The 20,788-nt window shown below is 38.1% G+C and carries 25 protein-coding genes; 10 read left to right on the top strand and 15 right to left on the bottom strand.

Annotated elements, in window-relative coordinates:
* The first annotated feature begins 19 nt into the window (after positions 1 to 19).
* Positions 20 to 688, top strand: coding sequence for an aquaporin (locus tag O3650_RS05245; protein WP_261083325.1), 669 nt, complete (start codon positions 20 to 22; stop codon positions 686 to 688).
* Between the two features lie 57 nt (positions 689 to 745).
* Here O3650_RS05245 and queF read toward each other — a convergent pair whose 3' ends face one another.
* The 7 genes from queF to O3650_RS05210 form a co-directional block, all read right to left on the bottom strand.
* Positions 746 to 1,237, bottom strand: coding sequence for a preQ(1) synthase (queF, locus tag O3650_RS05240; RefSeq protein ID WP_000082587.1), 492 nt, complete (start codon positions 1,235 to 1,237; stop codon positions 746 to 748).
* Between the two features lie 18 nt (positions 1,238 to 1,255).
* Positions 1,256 to 1,972: a 7-carboxy-7-deazaguanine synthase QueE gene (gene queE / locus O3650_RS05235; protein ID WP_371491748.1), complete on the bottom strand. Its 717-nt coding sequence runs from the start codon at positions 1,970 to 1,972 to the stop codon at positions 1,256 to 1,258.
* On the bottom strand, positions 1,965 to 2,408 hold the full coding sequence (queD, locus tag O3650_RS05230; protein ID WP_000464576.1) for a 6-carboxytetrahydropterin synthase QueD: 444 nt from the start codon (positions 2,406 to 2,408) through the stop codon (positions 1,965 to 1,967). Before queD ends, queE begins: the two co-directional genes overlap by 8 nt.
* The gene (gene queC, locus O3650_RS05225) at positions 2,408 to 3,061 is read right to left on the bottom strand and encodes a 7-cyano-7-deazaguanine synthase QueC (protein ID WP_033684847.1); all 654 of its coding nucleotides are present in this window, start codon (positions 3,059 to 3,061) and stop codon (positions 2,408 to 2,410) included. Before queC ends, queD begins: the two co-directional genes overlap by 1 nt.
* Before the next feature lie 201 nt (positions 3,062 to 3,262).
* Positions 3,263 to 3,577 (bottom strand): thioredoxin, encoded by a 315-nt coding sequence (gene trxA, locus O3650_RS05220; protein WP_001029581.1) that lies wholly within the window; start codon positions 3,575 to 3,577, stop codon positions 3,263 to 3,265.
* Positions 3,578 to 3,592: 15 nt separating this feature from the next.
* Positions 3,593 to 3,814 carry a DUF4649 family protein gene (locus tag O3650_RS05215; RefSeq protein WP_371491745.1) on the bottom strand — a complete coding sequence of 74 codons (222 nt, stop codon included), beginning with the start codon at positions 3,812 to 3,814 and terminating at the stop codon, positions 3,593 to 3,595.
* Positions 3,815 to 3,913: 99 nt separating this feature from the next.
* Positions 3,914 to 4,294 carry a MarR family winged helix-turn-helix transcriptional regulator gene (locus O3650_RS05210; RefSeq protein WP_185757561.1) on the bottom strand — a complete coding sequence of 127 codons (381 nt, stop codon included), beginning with the start codon at positions 4,292 to 4,294 and terminating at the stop codon, positions 3,914 to 3,916.
* Between the two features lie 282 nt (positions 4,295 to 4,576).
* On the opposite strand from O3650_RS05210, the gene O3650_RS05205 reads away from it, so the two are divergent.
* Complete coding sequence (locus tag O3650_RS05205) at positions 4,577 to 4,951, top strand: CidA/LrgA family protein (RefSeq protein WP_000781325.1); 375 nt, start codon at positions 4,577 to 4,579, stop codon at positions 4,949 to 4,951.
* On the top strand, positions 4,948 to 5,643 hold the full coding sequence (locus O3650_RS05200) for an LrgB family protein (protein ID WP_203175516.1): 696 nt from the start codon (positions 4,948 to 4,950) through the stop codon (positions 5,641 to 5,643). The genes O3650_RS05205 and O3650_RS05200 overlap by 4 nt, the downstream gene beginning before the upstream one ends.
* A 51-nt stretch (positions 5,644 to 5,694) precedes the next feature.
* Here the strand turns inward: O3650_RS05200 and O3650_RS05195 are convergent, their stop codons facing one another.
* Positions 5,695 to 7,242 (bottom strand): ABC transporter ATP-binding protein, encoded by a 1,548-nt coding sequence (locus O3650_RS05195; RefSeq protein WP_203175515.1) that lies wholly within the window; start codon positions 7,240 to 7,242, stop codon positions 5,695 to 5,697.
* A 281-nt stretch (positions 7,243 to 7,523) separates the two neighbouring features.
* Positions 7,524 to 8,420, bottom strand: a complete 897-nt coding sequence (locus O3650_RS05190) for a tyrosine-type recombinase/integrase (RefSeq protein ID WP_153193074.1) — start codon at positions 8,418 to 8,420, stop codon at positions 7,524 to 7,526.
* Positions 8,421 to 8,509: 89 nt separating this feature from the next.
* Here O3650_RS05190 and O3650_RS05185 point away from each other — a divergent pair, with 89 nt between their 5' ends.
* Complete coding sequence (locus O3650_RS05185) at positions 8,510 to 9,637, top strand: aminotransferase class I/II-fold pyridoxal phosphate-dependent enzyme (RefSeq protein WP_153193076.1); 1,128 nt, start codon at positions 8,510 to 8,512, stop codon at positions 9,635 to 9,637.
* Between the two features lie 60 nt (positions 9,638 to 9,697).
* On the opposite strand, the gene O3650_RS05180 is transcribed toward O3650_RS05185, so the two are convergent.
* From O3650_RS05180 to O3650_RS05170, 3 genes are all read right to left on the bottom strand, one after another.
* Complete coding sequence (locus O3650_RS05180; RefSeq protein ID WP_371491743.1) at positions 9,698 to 11,131, bottom strand: pentapeptide repeat-containing protein; 1,434 nt, start codon at positions 11,129 to 11,131, stop codon at positions 9,698 to 9,700.
* Positions 11,132 to 11,475: 344 nt separating this feature from the next.
* A complete protein-coding gene (locus tag O3650_RS05175; RefSeq protein ID WP_203175514.1) occupies positions 11,476 to 12,558 on the bottom strand; it encodes an N-acetylmuramoyl-L-alanine amidase family protein in 1,083 nt (360 codons plus the stop codon).
* Between the two features lie 12 nt (positions 12,559 to 12,570).
* Positions 12,571 to 12,723 carry a hypothetical protein gene (locus tag O3650_RS05170; protein WP_371491740.1) on the bottom strand — a complete coding sequence of 51 codons (153 nt, stop codon included), beginning with the start codon at positions 12,721 to 12,723 and terminating at the stop codon, positions 12,571 to 12,573.
* A gap of 551 nt (positions 12,724 to 13,274) precedes the next feature.
* On the opposite strand from O3650_RS05170, the gene O3650_RS05165 reads away from it, so the two are divergent.
* The gene (locus tag O3650_RS05165) at positions 13,275 to 14,138 is read left to right on the top strand and encodes a helix-turn-helix domain-containing protein (RefSeq protein WP_203175513.1); all 864 of its coding nucleotides are present in this window, start codon (positions 13,275 to 13,277) and stop codon (positions 14,136 to 14,138) included.
* A 79-nt stretch (positions 14,139 to 14,217) separates the two neighbouring features.
* Here the strand turns inward: O3650_RS05165 and O3650_RS05160 are convergent, their stop codons facing one another.
* Genes O3650_RS05160 through O3650_RS05150 form a run of 3 tightly spaced genes read right to left on the bottom strand, consistent with a single transcriptional unit; the run spans position 14,218 to position 16,066 of the window.
* The gene (locus O3650_RS05160) at positions 14,218 to 14,985 is read right to left on the bottom strand and encodes a hypothetical protein (RefSeq protein WP_203176320.1); all 768 of its coding nucleotides are present in this window, start codon (positions 14,983 to 14,985) and stop codon (positions 14,218 to 14,220) included.
* Between the two features lie 15 nt (positions 14,986 to 15,000).
* Positions 15,001 to 15,696, bottom strand: a complete 696-nt coding sequence (locus O3650_RS05155) for an ABC transporter ATP-binding protein (RefSeq protein WP_000054197.1) — start codon at positions 15,694 to 15,696, stop codon at positions 15,001 to 15,003.
* Between the two features lie 4 nt (positions 15,697 to 15,700).
* A complete protein-coding gene (locus tag O3650_RS05150; protein ID WP_176139673.1) occupies positions 15,701 to 16,066 on the bottom strand; it encodes a GntR family transcriptional regulator in 366 nt (121 codons plus the stop codon).
* Positions 16,067 to 16,205: 139 nt separating this feature from the next.
* On the opposite strand from O3650_RS05150, the gene nrdR reads away from it, so the two are divergent.
* From nrdR to der, 5 genes are read left to right on the top strand one after another with little or no spacing between them, the layout of a single operon-like run.
* Positions 16,206 to 16,679, top strand: coding sequence for a transcriptional regulator NrdR (nrdR, locus tag O3650_RS05145; protein ID WP_001203672.1), 474 nt, complete (start codon positions 16,206 to 16,208; stop codon positions 16,677 to 16,679).
* Positions 16,680 to 17,849 carry a replication initiation and membrane attachment family protein gene (locus O3650_RS05140; protein ID WP_203176321.1) on the top strand — a complete coding sequence of 390 codons (1,170 nt, stop codon included), beginning with the start codon at positions 16,680 to 16,682 and terminating at the stop codon, positions 17,847 to 17,849.
* The gene (gene dnaI, locus O3650_RS05135; RefSeq protein ID WP_203176329.1) at positions 17,850 to 18,746 is read left to right on the top strand and encodes a primosomal protein DnaI; all 897 of its coding nucleotides are present in this window, start codon (positions 17,850 to 17,852) and stop codon (positions 18,744 to 18,746) included. It abuts the gene before it with no gap.
* A complete protein-coding gene (locus tag O3650_RS05130) occupies positions 18,743 to 19,456 on the top strand; it encodes an NADPH-dependent oxidoreductase (protein ID WP_203176331.1) in 714 nt (237 codons plus the stop codon). Before dnaI ends, O3650_RS05130 begins: the two co-directional genes overlap by 4 nt.
* Positions 19,457 to 19,469: 13 nt before the next feature.
* Positions 19,470 to 20,780 carry a ribosome biogenesis GTPase Der gene (der, locus tag O3650_RS05125; RefSeq protein ID WP_001207696.1) on the top strand — a complete coding sequence of 437 codons (1,311 nt, stop codon included), beginning with the start codon at positions 19,470 to 19,472 and terminating at the stop codon, positions 20,778 to 20,780.
* The last annotated feature ends 8 nt before the right edge of the window (positions 20,781 to 20,788 follow it).

Below are 20,788 nucleotides of genomic sequence, written 5' to 3'. Positions count from 1 at the left end.
TGAAAAAAGGAGAAAGAAAATGAAAAAATTTGTTGCTGAGTTAATCGGTACGTTCATGCTTGTGTTCGTTGGGACAGGAGCTGTTGTTTTTGGAAATGGTCTTGATGGCCTAGGTCACCTTGGAATCGCCTTTGCCTTTGGTTTAGCCATCGTGGTTGCAGCCTACTCAATCGGAACTGTTTCAGGTGCTCACTTGAACCCAGCTGTTTCGATTGCTATGTTTGTTAACAAACGTTTGTCATCAAAAGACCTTGTCAACTACATCCTTGGTCAGGTTGTTGGAGCTTTTATTGCTTCTGGCGCTGTCTTCTTCCTCTTGGCTAACTCAGGTATGTCAACTGCTAGCCTTGGTGAAAATGCCTTGGCAAACGGTGTCACTGTCTTTGGTGGATTCTTGTTTGAAGTCATCGCAACCTTCTTGTTTGTTGTGGTTATCATGACAGTGACTTCAGAAAGCAAGGGCAATGGCGCGATTGCTGGTTTGGTAATCGGTTTGTCATTGATGGCGATGATTCTTGTGGGCTTGAACATTACTGGGCTTTCAGTAAATCCAGCCCGTAGCTTGGCACCAGCTGTTTTGGTAGGTGGCGCAGCCCTTCAACAAGTTTGGATTTTCATCCTTGCGCCAATCGTTGGTGGGGTTCTTGCAGCCCTCGTTGCAAAAAACTTCCTTGGAACAGAAGAATAATTGAAAAACAAAAAGCCTTGCTCCTCATCTAGAGGAACAGGGCTTTTTCGTATGAGTTTAACGGTTGTCAATTTTCTCTGGATAAAGGTCGTGTTGGAAGAGGCGTTGTTCTGCCAAGCCTTCATACTTAGTTCCAGGTTTACCGTAGTTGTAGTAGGGGTCGATTGAGATGCCACCGCGTGGAGTGAATTTTCCCCAGACCTCTAAATAGCGAGGGTCTAGCAAGTTGACTAAGTCTTTCCCAATGGTGTTGATACAGTTTTCGTGGAAATCTCCGTGGTTTCGGTAGCTAAAGAGGTAGAGTTTGAGGGATTTTGACTCGACACAGAGCTTGTCAGGGATGTAGGAAATATAGATAGTTGCAAAGTCTGGCTGAGCAGTAATAGGGCAAAGTGAGGTAAATTCAGGGCAGTTGAATTTAATAAAATAGTCATTTTCCACATGACGATTGTCAAAGGATTCGAGGACTTCTGGTTGATATTCGAAAATGTAGTTGGTTTCTTTGTTGCCTAGTAGGCTTAGGTTTTTCATTTCTTCTTGTTGTGACATGATTTTTTCTTTCTAATTTTAAACACCACGTTGATTATCGTAGAGGAGGGTATGGAGTTGAGGAAGGACGCGGACATTGCCCCAGCTATCGTCAGTAGCGACGCGTTCCCAGAGTTCTTTGAGACGGTCCAGTTGATCTTGGATAATATTGCCTGTGGCCTTGGGCTCAGGATTTCCAGCCGATAAGAAGAGGACATCTGGTTGGTAGCGTTCTTGAATCCCTTTGGCAAAGGCCAAATCGGCATCATCAAAGACAGGGATTTTAAAGGTAACTTTATCTGAATCCAGTTGGGAAACGATAAAGTCAAGGGTTTCAAAGTTGACTTCCATCTTGGATGAAGGAGGTTTGGGACTCAGGGTGACTTGGTCAATGTCTTTCAACCAATTTTGCCAGCGAGAGCCTTGAGTTTCAACAGCCAGAGTGACACCACGTTCCTTGAGTTTAGTGACCAATTCGGCCATGTTGGCTGCTAGGATAGCAGGATTTCCCCCAGATAGGGTGACATAGTCGTAGCTCCCCAATTTATCCAAGGCAGCAATAACCTCGTCAGCTGTCATGCGAGTTGGTTTTTCAGAACCATCCCAAGTAAAGGCAGAATCGCACCAGTCGCAGTGGTAGTCGCAACCGGCAGTGCGGACAAACATGGTTTTCTGCCCAATAGCACGACCTTCACCTTGAAAGGTAGGGCCAAAAATTTCCAGAACTGGTAGTTTGAGGACACGTTCCCTAGTCATCTAACCACTCCCGTCTAAACTCTGCAAAGGAAGTCGGAGTTTCATAGAGGCGAACGTATTCCAAACGAAGACCACGCTCATCAGGTAACTCTTGACTCATGGTTTGGAAAATCCAGTAAACCATATTTTCAGCAGTCGTGTTCATATAGGGAAGAGTTTCATTGAGATAGCGATGATCCAAGTGGGGCTCTAAGTAGTTCTTGTAGATCGCTTTGATATCTCCGAAATCGTAGGTCATGCCACGTTCATCTAAAAATCCACTGACAGCAATCTGCAGATGATAGGTGTGGCCGTGCAGGGACTTACATTTTCCCTCATAGTGAAAGAGGTGGTGGGCAGCATCAAAGGTAAACTCTTTTGATACCAAGGTTCTGTGAGGATTGTAGACAAGAGACTCCCCAGTTTCTTGTTTGATTTCTTTGGGTGCAAAAAACATTAGACCTCTCCTTTCTGTGAGAGATAGACATCTAAACCATGCTGACGTAGGTGGCAGGCTGGGCAATCCCCACAGCCGCTTCCGATAATTCCATTGTAGCAGGTTAAGGTCTTTTCACGAACGTAGTCAAAGGTACCGAGTTGATCGGCTAACTCCCAAGTTTCAGCCTTGTCCAGCCACATGAGAGGCGTTTGGATAACAAAGTCGTAATCCATGGCAAGGTTGAGGGTAACATTAAGGGATTTGACAAAGACATCTCGACAATCGGGGTAGCCTGAGAAGTCTGTCTCGCAGACACCTGTCACGATATCTTTAATGCCTCGTTGCTTAGCAAGAACTGCCGCAAAGGACAGAAAGAGGTGGTTGCGACCATCAACGAAGGTATTGGGAACCTCTCCCTCTTTTTGCTTAATCTCCATATCAGAAGTCAGGGCATTTTCAGTGATTTGTCCCAGCAGAGACATATCTAGGATGTGATGACGAATGCCTTGTTCCTTAGCGATTTCTTGGGCAACTTGAATTTCGAGATGATGACGTTGACCGTAGGCAAAGGTGACAGCTTCGACTGTTTCATAGTGTTCTTTGGCCCAGAAGAGGCAGGTTGTGGAATCTTGACCGCCACTAAAGACGACCAAGGCTGATTGACGTTTCATAGTACTCCTTCCAAAATGGGAAATGTTCAGAGCACGCAAAAAGCTCCCATGAGGGAGCTAAAAAATACCAAGTAGAGGTTTTTTTTAGCGATGGCATGTCCCAAACATCGTAATATTCTACCTACAGTCTAGCATATTTTTTGAAAAATGGCAAAGGGCAAGAAAAAAGAGACCAAAGAAAGTACTTGGTCTCTAATGTGATTAGCTCAATTCCGCAACGATGGCCTTGATTTGTTCTGCTGTGTGAACACCAGCAACTTGTTTCACCACTTGGCCGTCTTTTTTGAAGAGAAGAGTTGGGATAGACATGATTCCAAAAGCACGAGCTGTGTTTGGATTCTCATCAACGTCCATTTTAACGATTTTCAAGACATCTTCTGAAAGTTCTTCAGACAATTTATCCAAGATTGGACCTTGCATACGACATGGACCACACCAAGTTGCCCAGAAGTCTACCAAGACCAAACCGTCTTTTGTTTCTTGTTCGAATGTTGCATCTGTAATTGCTTTTGCCATTGTATTTCTCCTTTTTTAGTTATATTGGCTTAAATCTTGTTTCATGGGATAGAAGAAGACATCTCCATAAGTCCCATGGTAGTCCAAATCATGACCGTTGTAAGTTAATTTTTGGACTGGGTAGTAGTCTGCGACGCCGATAAGGCAAGCTTGTTGTGAACGATCAAAATCTTCATAAGACTCGAAAGTCACAGTTCTTTCGTTCTTGCTGGCATCTAGATAGGTAATTTCAATCATTTTAAAAACTCCTTTGTTTAATGATGACTTTATTTTACTCCTTGTAAAAGAGAATGTCAAGAAAAATGATTGCGCACGCAACTTTTTTCTAAAATCATCTTAAATCAAGAAATCCAAACTAGTTTCCAAGCTTTCTTCGACAGCCTTTTGTAGCGAGGCCAGTGTCTTTTGACCATCACCTGTCAGGCAGATAAAGCTAGAACGCCTATCTTGATCGCAACACCTGCGACTAAGTAGACCGCAATTTTTAGCTTCTAAGCGAGCCACCATCCGAGAAACAGCGCTCGGGCTCAGATGAAGTTTATCAGGCAAATCAATCTGTCGTAGAGATTTTTCTTGGGCCAAGTCCAGATAGTAGAGTAGGTAAAACTCTTTCAAGGTCAGACTTTGGTCACTCTGCTGGGCAATTGTCTCTTCCAAGAGACCTTCAATTTCTTTCTGACGTCGATTGAAGTCAAACCATTTTTCCAAATAGGTCATAGTATCTCCTTTCTTTTTAGAGTTGTAAATAGAAGAAAGTCCATTAACGGACAATTTCTGTATCACAAGATGATTGCGCATGCAATAATTATACTACTTTTCAAGAAGGCTGGCAAGAAGGACGCTGAAATCTTTGATCCTAAATTAGGCCTGTTTTCACTAGTCTGTAATTGCCTGTATCCCCTTTCCTCTCTAATTTTCATCAACTCTTGTGCATTTCCTTGAAATTTTCTGAAAAAAGAGTAAACTGGTATGCAAGAAGTCTATTTCGTGGAGTTTAGGATGAAATTATATGTTCAATTAATGATTCTCTTTGTGATTTCTCTAATCGGAGAGGGGATTTCCAGTTTCTTTCATTTGCCCATCCCAGGCAGTATTATCGGTTTGATTATTCTCTTTCTAGCCCTACAATTCAAGTGGCTGAGAACTAGGCATGTCAATATGGTGGGGAATTTCTTGCTGGCCAATATGACCATTCTCTTTTTGCCGCCAGCAGTGGGAATCATGGAGAAGTTTGATGTGATTGCTCCCTATCTTTTGCCAATTGTTTTGATTGTCTTTTTTGCAGCTGTTATCAATATTATCCTCATTGCCTTGGTTGTTCAGTTTATCAAGAGACGATTTGAGGGAGATTATGAGAAAGGAGATGCCAAATGAGTGAATTTGTTTCCAATCCTCTGTTTGGGCTTGCCCTATCAATCCTAGCCTATCTAGTGGGAATGCTGATTTACAGACGTTTTCCTCATCCATTGACAACGCCCTTGCTTTTGTCAGCCATTTTCATTATCATCTTTCTAAAGGTGACGGGGATTTCTTACCAAGATTATTATCAAGGTGGAGTTTATCTGAACAACTTGATTGTCCCATCGACTGTTGCTCTAGGGATTCCGCTTTATAAGAGTTTTCATTTGATGAAGCACCATGCTCGGAGTATTCTTTTTGGAAGTCTGTTAGCGGTAGTGGTCAATACCTCTTTCACGGCCCTTATAGCTAAGATTTTTGGAATGGACTTTTTCCTAGCCATTTCTCTCTTTCCTAAGTCAGTAACAACCGCCATGGCAGTAGGAATCACAGAAAAATTGCAAGGTTTGACGACTGTGACCTTGGTGGTAGTAGTGGCAACTGGGATTTTAACCAGTGTCATCGGACCAACCCTTTTGAAGTGGTTGAAAATTGACGATCCAGTAGCTGTTGGTCTTTCCCTTGGAGGAACAGGCCACGCAGTTGGAACGGGAACAGCCTTCCGATACGGCTCTGTAGCAGGAGCCATGGGTGGTTTGGCTATCGGTGTCACCGGTATTCTCTATGTCTTTGTCAGCCCTATTGTAGCCAATTTGATATTGAGTTAAAAAGCAAGGAATTTGAGTTCCTTGCTTTTTAAAATCGTATGTTATAGACTATTACTTTTCTCTGCTTAAGTGAATGACTTGGTCATAGTGTTTTAAGTCTTCTTCCGTGTAGTGGTGAATGACTTCAATGACTGTTTGAGGTAGGGAGAAGAGTAAGTCGCTAATTTTTCTGCTATTTTCCGAGTCAAGATTGGCCTTAATCTCATCTGCTAAGATGAGTTGGCTATCATGGTAGAGGGCGCGAGCGATTTCTAGGCGTTGTTTCTCGCCACCAGATAGACTATCATTTCTGAGCGTTCGATTTTTCAAATGTTCTAATCCTGTTTTTTTGAGGATATGATTTAAAGTCTCTTTATTTTTATCCAGTCCCAGAAGGATATTGTCTTCCAGAGATAGCGTGTCAAAGTAATGGCTATCTTGGAGAATATAGGAACTAATACTTGTGATTTCTTGACGTGACAGTTTTTGACCAGCAAAGCTAATCTGTCCACTTGTTGGTGTCTCTTCTCCATGAATGATATTGAGCAGGGTTGTCTTACCAGAGCCACTTTCCCCGATAATGGCGATTTTTTCTCCTTGCTTGATGTGTATGGAAACCGGAGATAAGAGGATATTCCCATCTTTTTCTAGGGAGATGCTGTTAAGCTGGATAGGGAAAATGTTTTCTATGCTTCTAGGCGAGATGGGATCAGAATGGTTCAAAAGTTTTTGGTATTTATTGAGAAGAGTTCGATTCGCTTTTCGGGTGTTGGTAAAGTAAGCCAACTCTTGGAATTGATAGCCGATATTATGGGAAACTAGATAGATGGCCACAAAACTCGCCGCATCTAAATAATTATAGTAGGTCATAAAGCCACCGATGACGATAGGTGTGACAGAACAAAAGGCATCGATGCTATTGATCAAGAGACTGTTTAAAGTTCGTTGCTTTTCATAGTTGATTTCGGCATCTAGACTGGTTTGTAATTGCTTTTGATAGCGAGCAAAAAAGTAGTCTTGCCCCTGATAATGGCGAATTTGTTGGCTACCGCCAATAAAATTTGTCAAGCTTGTTAAGTAACTCTGGTTAACAGTGGACCGCTTTTCAGACAGTGAGTCCAAACGCTTTGATCCGATAGCACTGCAGAGTACAGGAAAGGAGTAGAAGAGAATGAAAATAAGACCCAAGTAAAAATTGGTCCATAGGGCATAGAGAATGGACACAGTGGTGAAACCAAGAGAAGAAATGATGATGACCGTTGGCTCAATATAGTTTTCTTCTAGTTGTTTGACGTCGTTTTCTAGGTCAGACAAAATATCCTTTTCATCAATCTCATAACTGCTTAAAAATCGCTTGAAAATAGCACTCTTGATTCCATATTTAAAGTCAGTAATCAAACGGGCGTAGTAATAGCGTTTCCCAGCTAAGCCTAGTAATAGAATGAGGTTTCCAAGGATTCCCAAAATCAAAACTTTCCAAAGAAGGCCTAGTTCTTGATTGGTAAAACTAGCAACAATATTCTGAACAAGGGCTGGCGTGATAATTGCTTCCAGCCAAGTAATGGCAATAGAAAAGAAGTAAAGTACGAGGTGCTTCTTAGTAACAAATCTTCTCAGCATAAAGAGTTGACCTCCCTATCGATATACATGTAATCCGTTTTAAAGATATTATACTCCTTTTTATCAAATACTTCATTTGTTACTCTAAAAGTTTTTAAAGTTGGGATATGAAACAGATTGAATCTACAATAGTACACTACGGTTGCTAAAACATTTCTAGAAATTAACTTATCTCCTAATATATTTGTGCATATTTTGTTTCAATCTACTATACTATCAATGCTTATTAGAATATAGTAAAACAATTATAAATATATGAACTAAGTGTGTTTAATGAGTGTTCATTTTTTATCAGAATGAATCGCTGATACAGGATTAAAAGAACTAAGTATTTCTTTTTGTTTTGAATGAGATACGTGAGTATAGATTTGTGTGATTGATATAGAACTATGTCCAAGAATTTGTTGAATATATCGAATATCTACATCACTATCTAGAAGCATTGTCGCAAAGCTATGTCTAAACATATGCGGTGTAATAGTTCTAGAAAAGTTATTTTGTTCAACGATTCTTTTTATAACTAAACGTACACTTTGCTCTGACAATGGCTTAAGTGAATGTTTCCCTGGGAACAAGAAATCATTGGATTCATTTCTTGTTTTATTTATATATGTTTCTAATAAATTGAATGTTTTTTGATCTCCTAAAAATAGGATACGCTCTTTCTTACCTTTTCCTATAATATGGAGTGTCTTATTGGAAAGATTAATGTCTTTGAGATGGATGTGGCAAAGTTCAGAAATTCTGATGCCTGTTGAAAGTAAAAGTGAAATAATCAGTAGATTTCTTTCAGCGTGTTGTTTTTGATAATCAGTTTTAGATAGAACTACTCTCTGCTCTAAATATAAAAAAATACTTTTCAGAATGTCATGCGGAATCGTTTTAGGTAATATTTTTTCAGTTCTAAATTGAAAGCGCAATTGATTGAAGGGATTCTCTTCAATTATGTTCTGGTATTTTAGATAGTTATAAAACACCTTCATACAAGCAATTTTTCTTCTTAATGTATTCGTTTTTATGTTAGATTGTGTCAAGTGTTCTATATAGGATTCGACATTATCATAGTCTGAGTTATAAAATTGCATAAGATCATTCTTATAAGCGCGAATCGTGTGTGAACTCAAACGCTTATGAGTTTTGCAATAATCTAAGTAAGTAGAAATAAGTTTATAGTCCATAAAAATCTCCTTTATCAATAATCATGCTATTATAAACCTATTTAGGTGCTTTGTATAGCGATAATAAATAGTTATCGGTAGGAAATCTCATGTTCAGTAAACAAGAAAAAATTAATGATATTTCATATTTAGAAAAGCACATTAACCAAGAAACACTTCTTGTTTCTAGTTGGAATATTGAAGTTTTTGATGTAAATTATGAAAAAGTAATCGTTGAGATTCAAGATTCATTAAAAGCAACAGATTATATTAACTATAGATATCCCGATGAATTATTTGACTTTAAAAAAACTATAAAACAACTGTTAAATAATAGTGTTGACGTGAGTATTTTCCCTAGTGCAACTGTTGGAAGCTTCTTATTAAGTTATGTTTTAAAAAAATTAGGATTACAAAATGTCCTACTCATTGCACCGTGTTACTACTCATATTTAAATATTTACTTGGAGAATGGATATACTGTTTTTTCTGAACAATTTCTAAATATAAACCAGATAAAGCAAGATTGTAAAAATAAAAGTATTGATATAGTTATTTTTACAGATCCGTTATTCTGCGAATCAATCTCAATTGCAGACACTGATTTTTTAGAGTGGTGCGAAATAGAAAAAATTTTTGTGATTATTGATAGTGTTTATGGTAATTTAGTCTGGAATAATAATTTTGTTTCTCCATTTAAGAAACATCAAAAATATAAATCTTTTAGCAATCTAATTATTATTGAATCTATATCAAAAAAAGCATATTTAAATGGAGTTAAATCTGCAATTTTTTTGACAAAAAGGAAAGAGTTGCTAAATGAAATGGAACGAATTTTTAATTATTCTGCAAGTCCGTTTTCCATAGGGTCATTGAATATGCTTAAAGGCTATCTAGATAATGGTGAGGTAATTGATGTACTTGTAAAAACTCATTTGCAAACTGCTAGAAGTAATTTTCAAATGCTCTCATCTTACTTACAAGGAACGTGTATTCAAATGGAGCCTTGCAATCAAGGATATTGGGGAATTGCGCATATAGACATTAAAAATAAAAATTGTTTAGCCGACTCATCAGTCCTTGCTTTAGAGATTTTAAAGAACTGTAATGTTTTTACAATTCCAATGAATTCTTATTTAAAAAATTACGAACATAGTTATAGTTTTAGAGTTAATTTATTAAATGATTTTAGTATTCTACATTTAGCTTTTAATAAATTGATAAACTATTATCAATAACTACTTTCTAGATAAAATAAAATCATAAAGTTCACTCCCTTACTTTATGATTTTATTGTGTTAAGTATTTAATTTAGATATATCAATATTTGTAATTTTGCCAAACATATCTTCATTGGTTTCTATTGGAGTCAAGTCAGTATTACGGATTAGCTGTGTCAAACTTTCTAAGTCATGATTTAACGGAACTAATTCTGATGAATTTAGATCAATTGAACGATTGTGTTCCAACCTCTGAATATAGTCATTTACTACGGATTCAATGAATCGAATTTGCAACTGATTCTTACAAATTATTTGAGTATTAACAACCATCTGTTGTATTTGTTTTAAAGTATAAACTAGAAAAGCAGATGAAATCATAAATGTAAAAATCCAAGAGCCTTTCTCTTTTTTTATAAGTTTATAAGAAAAATCCAGAGTTGATTGGGCAGACAATAAAATAGAATGTAATAAATTTTCAATGTATTCACCAGCCTCGTTTTCAGAATCAATAGCACATCTAAATTTAATAATAAAATCTGGAGTATTATTTCCTTTTAATTTTATATTGTCGAACGGGAGAGTGACTAGAAGTTGCTCTAAACTATAAATTTTTTCATTAATTGATAAATTGTTAATATCAATATTCTGATTAGAAATTTTTAAAAGATTTAATAGGGAACTAGCAGTTTCAAAACTTAACATTCCCTTTTTTAAATAGAAAATAATACACTCTATACATCGAAGTAACTGATATCCCAAGGTATCCTTTTTAGAGATAATAGTAAGCAAAATATTGTATAAATTAGCTTCATTATTTAGCAGTATGCACATATTAAATAACTCAGAATATCTTTGCTCTTCAAGTAAGTTATTAAAATAATTATCTGAAACTTCTTCAGTTAGATAAGTTTTACTTCCTCTATACTCAAATACTATATCTTTTAAATTTGTTTTAGAATCAATAAAATATGAAAAGAAGTAATTGATACTCATTGAGACATTTGAAAAAGATGTCGCTTCAAATATTAAATCTTCAGCCGCTAATGTTGAAAAATCTACATTCAAAAAGTTGCATTCTAAAAATTTTGAATTATCCACTGTAGATCTTTCAAAATTTAGATTTTTAAATTCTGTTTTATTAAAAGAACACTCGGTAAAGTTGGAATATATACTCTCTTCATCAAATTTACAATTTAAGAAAGAACATTTGATAAAAACTGTAGCATTATAGTGATTATTTCTAAATATCACATTTTCAAAAATACAATTTTTAAATTGAGGAGCGCCAAAGCTTGTATCAATAAAATTAACACTTTGAAAGCTACATCCCATAAAATCCGCTCTGTCAAAATTTGCACTGATATTTAATTTATAAAATTTTGAACCTCTAAAATCACTACGGCAAAAATCAATTTGCCCATCAATTTCAGGTAAGTCTGTAAATAAAGTATTTTTATAGCTTTGTCTGTTATATTTTCCATTCTCTTTAAAGATAAATTTATTCTGCATAATTTTTTCCTACCGATAACTATTTATTATCGCTAGTATACCATAAAAATTAGTATTTCACTAATTTTATAGTGGATGATAAAGAGATAAAAAACAAAGAAACATTGTTTGGTATAACGCATTTAATTTTCTATAGAATATTCAATCTAGATTGAATAAAAGTCTAATAAGTAAGAGAGATTATTTTCCATAATTTCTCGAATAGAATACAAAAAGCGAACAAAACAGAATTCATTGTTTCGATTCGCTTTTTGTATTATTATCTAGATTTGTCTTGCACCTCTGATAACATTTAGTCTGAGCAGGTACACTAATAGCTGATGGAATAAAATGTATACTTTAGATTATTTCCAAGCGCCACTGGCATCTACATAGTAACCATCAGGTGTATAGGTATTGTGAAGCATCTTACCTGATGAAGCAAGGTAATACCAAGAGCCGCTATCTTTCACCCAGCCTGTTGCCATAGAACCTGAGTTGTTTAGATAATACCAAGAGCCGCTATCTTTGATCCAACCTGTCGCCATAGAACCTGAGTCTCTTAGGTAATACCAAGAGTGATTATCATATAGCCAGTCACTAGCAATCATAGCTCCTGATGATTTAAAGGCATACCAGTTGCCACCTTGATAGAGCCAAGTTTGATTGAACATGACTCCTTTATCATTCATAAAGTACCAAGTTCCCTTGTCCTTAACCCAAGCATTTTTAACTAATTGCCCTTGTTTTTGATAGTACCAGCTTTCACTGTAATTCTTTTTTAGCCAACTTTCTGCTTTTAGAATCGGATAAAGTATTTTGAAGGCTCCTCCCCCTCTGTAGGAATGACTGATAACTCCTGGTTTTTGAAGTTTCAATTCTACATAGTCGTCTTCCCAAGCAAATACTTTTTGACCATTGAGAGTCTCTGGTAAGGTAGCAGTGTAGGTCTTAGTTTGATAGTCCCATTTTGCATCAAGGTAGGTGTGTTGATCATTTGATTCGTCAATACGGAAGTAACCACTCTTTCCGCCATCATGATACACATCATCTACTACTTTAGTGGACCAGGTCTTTACTTCATTTCCGCTCTTGGCTTCTACCTTGATATCTCCTCTATAGCCATAAGGTACATAGAAATTCAGGTAACGCCCCTTTGTACCGACCATAGACTTGTCCTTTTCTTGACCTAGGAAATTGACTGTCTGATCTTGACCATTGAGACTAACCGTCCACTCGATTTTCTCAGTTTTTGGCAAATCCAAGACTTTGATATCGACTTCATGACCATTATTAAATCGAAGAATTTTGCCATCTTGATACCAAACGCCACCCTTGATAACCCATTCTTCTTCCAACTCGAAGGCCTTTCCTGAATGAGGGAAAGCTAGTAAAGCTAGGCCAGCTAGAGATAAACCAAATAGTGTGATTTTTTTTGATACTTTCATTTTCTTAACTCCTTATTTTTGGAATAAAACAAATTGACTGTTTTTTGGATAAACTGATACATGTTGCTCCTTGTTACTGCTGGGTGCATCTTCAAGGACTAGAGGATAAGAGTATTGATACAGTTCCTCTAAAGTGATTTTTCCGTTAGTGTTGGTGTCTGCCATAGGCGAAATCATTCTATTTTGAAGTGAATCCCAACCTGTAAATACCGTTTTATCGCTACCAATAGATATCGTACAGTTTTTTCCTCCATGACAAGTAAAGGTGGTTCACATCGCTTTCGCTAGAAGATTTAAATAGTTCTTGCATATTTGCAATAATCTCAGCTTTTGTTTTATCTGGGAACCGAACAACTTTACTAAAGTTTTGGTTGCTAAAAACCTTTTCCATAGTATTAACGTCTTCGATAGGTACTTCTATCGTTGATGTTTCACCTGTTTTAGTGTAAGAACCGTCAGAATGTTTATACCACCAACGGCCATTCGATTGAATCCAACTGCCATTAGAGTGGCTATAAGCCTTGGGAGAAATAGATTCTTGAGCAGAAACTGGTTTATTTACTGCTAGTGTTGTCGCTAGGCTCGGTAAAGCAACTGATTACAATAAAATTTTTTTCATAATGATATTGTCCTTTCTGTTTTATTTTTGTATAATCATAATCATACCACAAATAAAAAAACAGGTTTTATTTTTTGCAGAAATGGAAGAGGATACTATGGAAAATTTTGGAGCAGTTTTAAAGGATATCCGTATTTCAAAAAATTTTCGTCTTAAAGATTTGGCTTGTGATAAGATTAGTGAGTCAACTATTTCTCGTTTCGAAAATGGGATTACAAAATTATCTATTGAGCATTTTTACATGTTGTTAAATCGCCTGGGGATATCATTTTCAGAATTTGAAGAATTAGTTCATTGCTATTATTCTAAAAAAGAATGCTTTTTTGAAGAATTAGAACATGCTGTAAACTCTTCAGATATCATTTTGTTACAAGAACTAATAAAGAAAATAGAACTAAAACAAAAGCAGGAAAAAAGTTTATGCAATTGTCACATAAAATCGATTGCTGAACAACAGATTAATCGCCTTGCAAACCTTCCTTACAATACATCTAAATGTAATGAGCTAATCAAGTATTTGCTTTCTGTAGATAATTGGATGGAGTATGAACTGAAAATTTTCTATAATTCGGTGTTTTTTATGAACACTAAAACCATAAGCTTACTATATAGAGCGGTAATCAAGAAAACACGACATTTTTTAAAAACAGATATGGGAACACATAGAGTAATTCCTTTATATTTATTTAATTTAGAATTATTATTAAAAAATAATTTGTTAGATAGCGCTCAATTTTTTATAGATGATTTAGAAAATTTACTGACCAGACAAGGATATTATTTTGAAAAGACTTATTTGCTTTTTTTAAAAGGTATTTATCTCATAAAAACGAATCAAGTAGAGTTAGGTAAAAAAGAATGTTCCAAAGCTATGAAAATATGTAAGGAATATAATGATAATGTCACAATAGAGAAATTAAACAGGACCTTTAAATCAGATTTAAAAGGATTTGTTTTTTAAATAAAGTTAGACAGAAAATGAGATAAAAGAAAAAGGATAGCCTCTCTATGATGAGATGTTATCCTTTTTGATTATGAAACTATTGCAAATTAACCTTATTTCTCAAAATATAGTAGGTTCCGAGATAAAAGATAGCTATGAATATGAGTTCTTCAACAATACTTATACTTGCTCCCATATAGAAATGGTCATTGAGTCCTACAAGTGAATTGACATAGAAATTAGAACTAAGATTGAAGAAAAGTTCAATAAATCCAATGACGATTTGGATACCAATGTAGGCTGCAACAGCGAGTGCTGTACGGTATTCATTGAAAAGCTGTCCAATGGAAATAGCCAAGTAGATGCAGAGGATACTTGAAATGGTATTTAGTAGGAAGGATATACCTGTAAGAAAGATCTGAGGGAGATGTGTTTCTACAAATGTAATCACATAAGAAAGAGGAATCGATTCTGGAGCCGTTATGGTCACAATAATAACAGCACTTAGAGCCAATACAGCAGTGCTAATCAACGACCAGATAAAGGCACCGATTAGTTTGGTTGTGATGATATGGTGTTCGGATACTGGAAGGGTCAAAGTCAGATAGCCTTGTCGGTCATAGACACTACCTTTAAAGCGTTTAATGATTAAGAAAAGAGTTGAAATCCCAAGTGTAATCATCAAGCCACCAAAGACGAGGGCTAGAAAAATAAGTAAAACAGGTCGACTTTCTTTGACAGGCAGATTGTTATAGGTCTGTGCTTGTATCCCGATAAGGGCAGAAAGGACTAGCACGGCTGCGTAGAGGGCTAAATACCACTTGTTAACATTTTTAAATTCGTAGCGAACTAAATTCCAAAACATAATAATCTCCTTTGCTTAGGCCTTAAATTCCTGACGGAAGAGTTGGTCAATGGATTCACCTGACTCATAGCGAATATCATCTACATTGCCTTGACGGACGACTTTTCCGTCTTTGAGGAAGACAATTTCATCCAAGATTGGCTCGATATCAGAAATCAAGTGGGTAGAAATCAAAACGGTAGAAGTTGGTGAGTAGTTATTGATAATGGTATTGAGGATATACTCACGGGCTGCTGGGTCCACTCCACCAATAGGTTCGTCCAGAACGTAGAGACGAGCATCACGGCTCATAACCAAAATCAGTTGTACCTTTTCCTTGTTCCCTTTTGATAATTTCTTGAGACGACTATTTTCATCAATTCCTAGGTCTGCAAGTAGATGATGGGCGCGTTCAAGATTGAAATCTTTATAGAAGGTCTTGAAGTAGGTTAGGGCTTCTTTGACCTTCATTTGCTCATTGAGATAGGTCGTATCCGGCAAATAAGCTACGATGGCCTTGGTTGCTGGGCTTGGGTCCATATCGTTGATAAGGACACGTCCTTGATCTGGTTGTAAGAGGCCATTGATTAGTTTAATCAAGGTTGTTTTTCCTGAGCCGTTTGGGCCAAGGAGACCAACAATTTTTCCAGCTGGAATGTCAAGAGAAACATTTTCAAGGGCTGGGGTTGCTCCATAAGATTTGGATACATTTTCAAATGCTAGTAATGACATAGGCTTAAACTCCTTTAATATAATCGCCGACTACGCTTGGTAGTTCTTCTTTTTCATAGCCAAAATAGGTCATGGAGGAAACGAAGTGTTCCAATTCTTCTTCTGATAATTGTTTGCGCGATTGGGCGATCAGCTCTTTATCTTCAGTCACAAATCGTCCAGTTGTTCGCTTGCTGTAGACAAATCCTTCTCGTTCGAGGTCTGATAAGGCTCTTTGGATGGTGTTTGGATTGACACCGGCCTCGCTAGCTAGCTCTCTCACGGTTGGAAGTTGTTGATTGGGTTCCAGTGTATGGGAAACAATCTGAAGCTTGATTTTCTCCATAATCTGTAAATAGATGGGTTTTTTGTTGTCAAATGTCCAGGACATCTTGGTCTCCTTTCTTCTATCCTTTTGTCTTAATTAAATAATACAACAAAACAAAAAACTTGTCAAGCAAAAAGAAGAATTGTTTTGGGAATCGTTTAAAAAATGGTATAATGAAAAGAAAACGATAAGGAGGGAAAGGATGCGTTGTCCAAAATGTGGGGCTACCAAGTCAAGTGTTATCGATAGTCGCCAAGCAGAAGAAGGGAACACCATTCGTAGAAGACGTGAGTGCGATGAATGCCAGCACCGTTTTACAACCTACGAACGAGTAGAAGAAAGAACCTTAGTGGTTGTTAAAAAAGATGGCACACGGGAACAGTTCTCCAGAGATAAAATCTTTAATGGGATTATCCGTTCAGCCCAGAAACGTCCTGTGTCAAGTGATGAAATCAACATGGTAGTCAATCGTATCGAACAGAAACTCCGTGGTCGAAATGAAAATGAAATTCAAAGTGAGGACATTGGTTCACTCGTCATGGAGGAGTTGGCTGAGTTAGATGAGATTACCTATGTACGTTTTGCCAGTGTCTATCGTAGTTTTAAGGATGTTAGTGAGTTAGAGAGCTTGCTCCAACAAATCACCCAGTCCTCTAAAAAGAAAAAGGAAAGATAAATGAAGCCAATTGACCGTTTTTCTTATCTAAAGAATAATCGGGTGTCGCAAGATACCTCATCTCTGGTACAGTGCTACCTCCCGATTATCGGTCAGGAGGCACTGAGCCTTTATCTTTATACAATCAGTTTTTGGGATAATGGCAGAAAGGAATACCTCTTTTCAAGTATTCTCAACCATCTCAACTTTGGGATGGATAGACTGATAAAATCCCTGAAAATCCTATCTGCTTTTAATCTCTTGACTCTCTATCAAAAGGGGGATGTTTATCAGCTAGACCTCCATGCTCCTCTTTCAAGTCAGGATTTCTTGGAACATCCTGTTTATCGTAGACTCTTGGAGAAAAAAATTGGCGATGCGGCTGTGGAGGATTTGAAGGTTGAGAGTGCTGAGGGAGAAGAAATACCTGTCTCACTCAATCAAGTCTTTCCAGACTTGGCAGAATTAGGAGGTCAAGAAGACCTTAGTCTCAAGAAGAAAGTGGCCAACGATTTTGACTTGGACCATTTTCGTCAGCTTATGGCTCGAGATGGGCTTCGTTTTGCGGATGAGCAGTCCGATGTCTTAAACCTCTTTGCCATTGCTGAGGAGAAGAAATGGACTTGGTTTGAGACCTATCAATTGGCCAAGTCAACAGCTGTTTCCAAGGTCATTTCAACCAAACGAATGCGTGAAAAAATTGCTCAAAAACCGGTTTCCTCTGACTTTAGTCCTAAGGAAGCAACCATTATCAAAGAAGCCAAAAGTAAGACTGCCCTGCAGTTCTTGGCAGAAATCAAGCAGACACGCAAGGGAACCATTATCCAAACAGAAAGAGAACTCTTGCATCAGATGGCTGGCTTGGGCTTGCTGGACGAAGTCATCAATATCATTCTCTTGTTGACCTTTAATAAGGTAGATTCGGCAAACATCAATGAGAAATATGCCATGAAGGTGGCTAATGACTATGCCTATCAAAAGATTCATTCGGCAGAAGAGGCAGTCTTGCGCATCCGTGAGAGAGGACAGAAGAGTCAGGCTCAAAAGACTAGTAAACCCGGTCCTGCCAAGTCCAATGTACCCAAGTGGAGTAACCCAGATTATAAGAATGAAACCAGCGAGGAAACTCGTCTGGAACTAGAACGTAAGAAACAAGAACTATTAGCTCGATTAGAAAAAGGAGGAGATTAGATGGAAAGTGTCGGAGACGTACTCAAACGTCAACCTAGTCGTTTTCATTATCAAGATTTGGTCCAGAAAATCATGAAGGACCCTGATGTTGCGGCATTTATCCAGCAAGAATCCTTGACTCCAGAGGAATTAAATCGCAGTATCTCCAAGTTTAATCAGTACATCACCGAGCGTGACAAATTTCTCCGTGGGGATACGGCTTATATTGCCAAAGGCTACAAGCCTATTTTGGTTATGAATCATGGCTATGCGGACGTTTCTTATGAAGAAACTCCTGAACTAATCGCTGCTGAAAAAGAAGCGGCTATTAAGAATCGTCTCAAGTTAATCAATCTGCCAGCTAGTCTTAAAAAAGTAAGTTTTGCGGATGTTGATGCAGATGATGAGAAACGTTTCACTGTTTTTCAACGTTTGGTTGAATTTTCAGAAGCCTATCCTCATGTCCGTAAAGGTCTCTATCTCTATGGAGACTTTGGTGTGGGTAAAAGTTTCATGGTGGCTGCCTTAGCCTATGATTTGTCAGAAAAACGTGGTGTTTCATCCACTCTCCTCCACTATCCTAGCTTTGTCATTGATGTCAAAAATGCTATCGGTGATGGTAATGTTAAGACATTGGTGGATGAGATTAAACTGTCTGAAGTCCTGATTTTAGATGACATTGGTGCCGAGCAATCAACAGCTTGGGTACGTGATGAAATCCTGCAAGTCATTCTTCAATATCGGATGCAGGAAAATTTACCGACCTTTTTCACCTCCAACTTCAACTTTGAAGAATTGGAGCAGCATTTCGCTAAAGGGAAACATGGAAATGACGAAACCTGGGAAGCCAGACGCGTCATGGAACGCATCCGTTATTTGGCTGAGGAGACTCGTTTAGAAGGAGTGAACCGTCGATGACAGAAACGATTAAACTGATGAAAGCTCATACTTCAGTGCGTAGATTTAAGGAGCAAGCCCTTCCTCAGGAAGACTTGACTGAAATCCTGACAGCAGCCCAGATGGCTTCGTCTTGGAAGAATTTCCAATCCTACTCTGTGATTGTGGTACGAAGTCAAGAGAAGAAAGATGCCTTGTATGAATTGGTACCTCAAGAAGCCATTCGCCAGTCAGCTGTTTTCCTTCTCTTTGTCGGAGATTTGAACCGAGCGGAAAAGGGAGCCCAACTTCATACTGACAACTTCCAGCCTCAAGGTGTAGAAGGTCTCTTGATTAGTTCAGTCGATGCGGCTCTTGCTGGTCAAAATGCCCTGCTGGCAGCTGAAAGCTTGGGCTATGGTGGTGTCATTATTGGCTTGGTTCGATACAAGTCAGAAGAAGTAGCAGAGCTTTTTAATTTGCCTGACTACACCTATCCTGTCTTTGGGATGGCACTAGGTTTACCAAATGAAGAACATGAAGTCAAACCTCGCTTGCCATTGACTCAAGTGGTATTTGAGGAAGAATATAAAGAACAGTCAACTGAGGCAATCCAAGCTTATGACCGTGTGCAGGCTGACTATGCTGGGGCGCGTGCGACCACAAGCTGGAGTCAGCGCCTAGCCGAACAATTTGGTCAAGCTGAACCAAGCTCAACTAGAAAAAATCTTGAACAGAAGAAGTTATTGTAGAAAGTGAGAAATTATGGCCCTACCAACTATTGCCATTGTAGGACGTCCCAATGTTGGGAAATCAACCCTATTTAATCGGATCGCTGGTGAGCGAATCTCCATTGTAGAAGATGTCGAAGGAGTGACACGTGACCGTATCTATGCAACGGGTGAGTGGCTCAATCGTTCGTTTAGCATGATTGATACAGGAGGAATCGATGATGTCGATGCTCCTTTCATGGAACAAATCAAGCACCAGGCAGAAATTGCCATGGAAGAAGCCGATGTTATCGTCTTTGTCGTGTCTGGTAAGGAAGGAATTACCGATGCGGATGAATACGTAGCCCGTAAGCTTTATAAGACCCACAAACCAGTTATCCTCGCAGTTAACAAGGTGGACAACCCTGAGATGCGAAATGATATCTATGATTTCTATGCCCTCGGTTTGGGTGAACCATTGCCCATCTCATCTGTCCATGGTATCGGTACAGGGGATGTACTAGACGCTATTGTAGAAAATCTTCCAAATGAATATGAAGAAGAAAATCCAGATGTGATTAAGTTTAGCTTGATTGGTCGTCCTAACGTCGGAAAATCAAGCTTGATTAACGCTATTTTGGGAGAAGACCGTGTCATTGCCAGTCCAGTTGCTGGAACAACTCGTGACGCCATTGATACCCACTTTACAGATACAGATGGTCAAGAGTTTACCATGATTGATACGGCTGGTATGCGTAAGTCTGGTAAGGTTTATGAAAATACCGAGAAATACTCTGTCATGCGCGCTATGCGAGCTATTGACCGTTCAGATGTGGTCTTGATGGTCATCAATGCGGAAGAAGGCATCCGTGAATACGACAAGCGTATCGCAGGATTTGCCCATGAAGCTGGTAAAGGGATGATTATCGTGGTCAACAAGTGGGATACACTTGAAAAAGACAACCACACTATGAAAAACTGGGAAGAAGATATCCGTGAGCAGTTCCAATACCTGCCTTACGCACCGATTATCTTTGTATCAGCTTTGACCAAGCAACGTCTCCACAAACTTCCTGAGATGATTAAGCAAATCAGTGAAAGTCAAAATACACGTATTCCATCAGCTGTCTTGAACGATGTTATTATGGATGCCATTGCCATCAATCCAACACCGACAGACAAAGGAAAACGCCTCAAGATTTTCTACGCGACCCAAGTGGCAACCAAACCACCAACCTTTGTTATCTTTGTCAACGAAGAAGAGCTTATGCACTTTTCTTACCTGCGCTTCTTGGAAAATCAAATCCGCAAGGCCTTTGTTTTTGAGGGAACACCAATTCATCTCATCGCAAGAAAACGTAAATAAAAAAGTAG

Source organism: Streptococcus sp. 20925_1_24 (assembly GCF_041432335.1).
Taxonomy (GTDB): Bacteria; Bacillota; Bacilli; order Lactobacillales; family Streptococcaceae; genus Streptococcus; species Streptococcus mitis_BM.
Note: the sequence above shows the minus strand (reverse complement) of the source record. Positions and strands in the feature narration are given on the sequence as shown.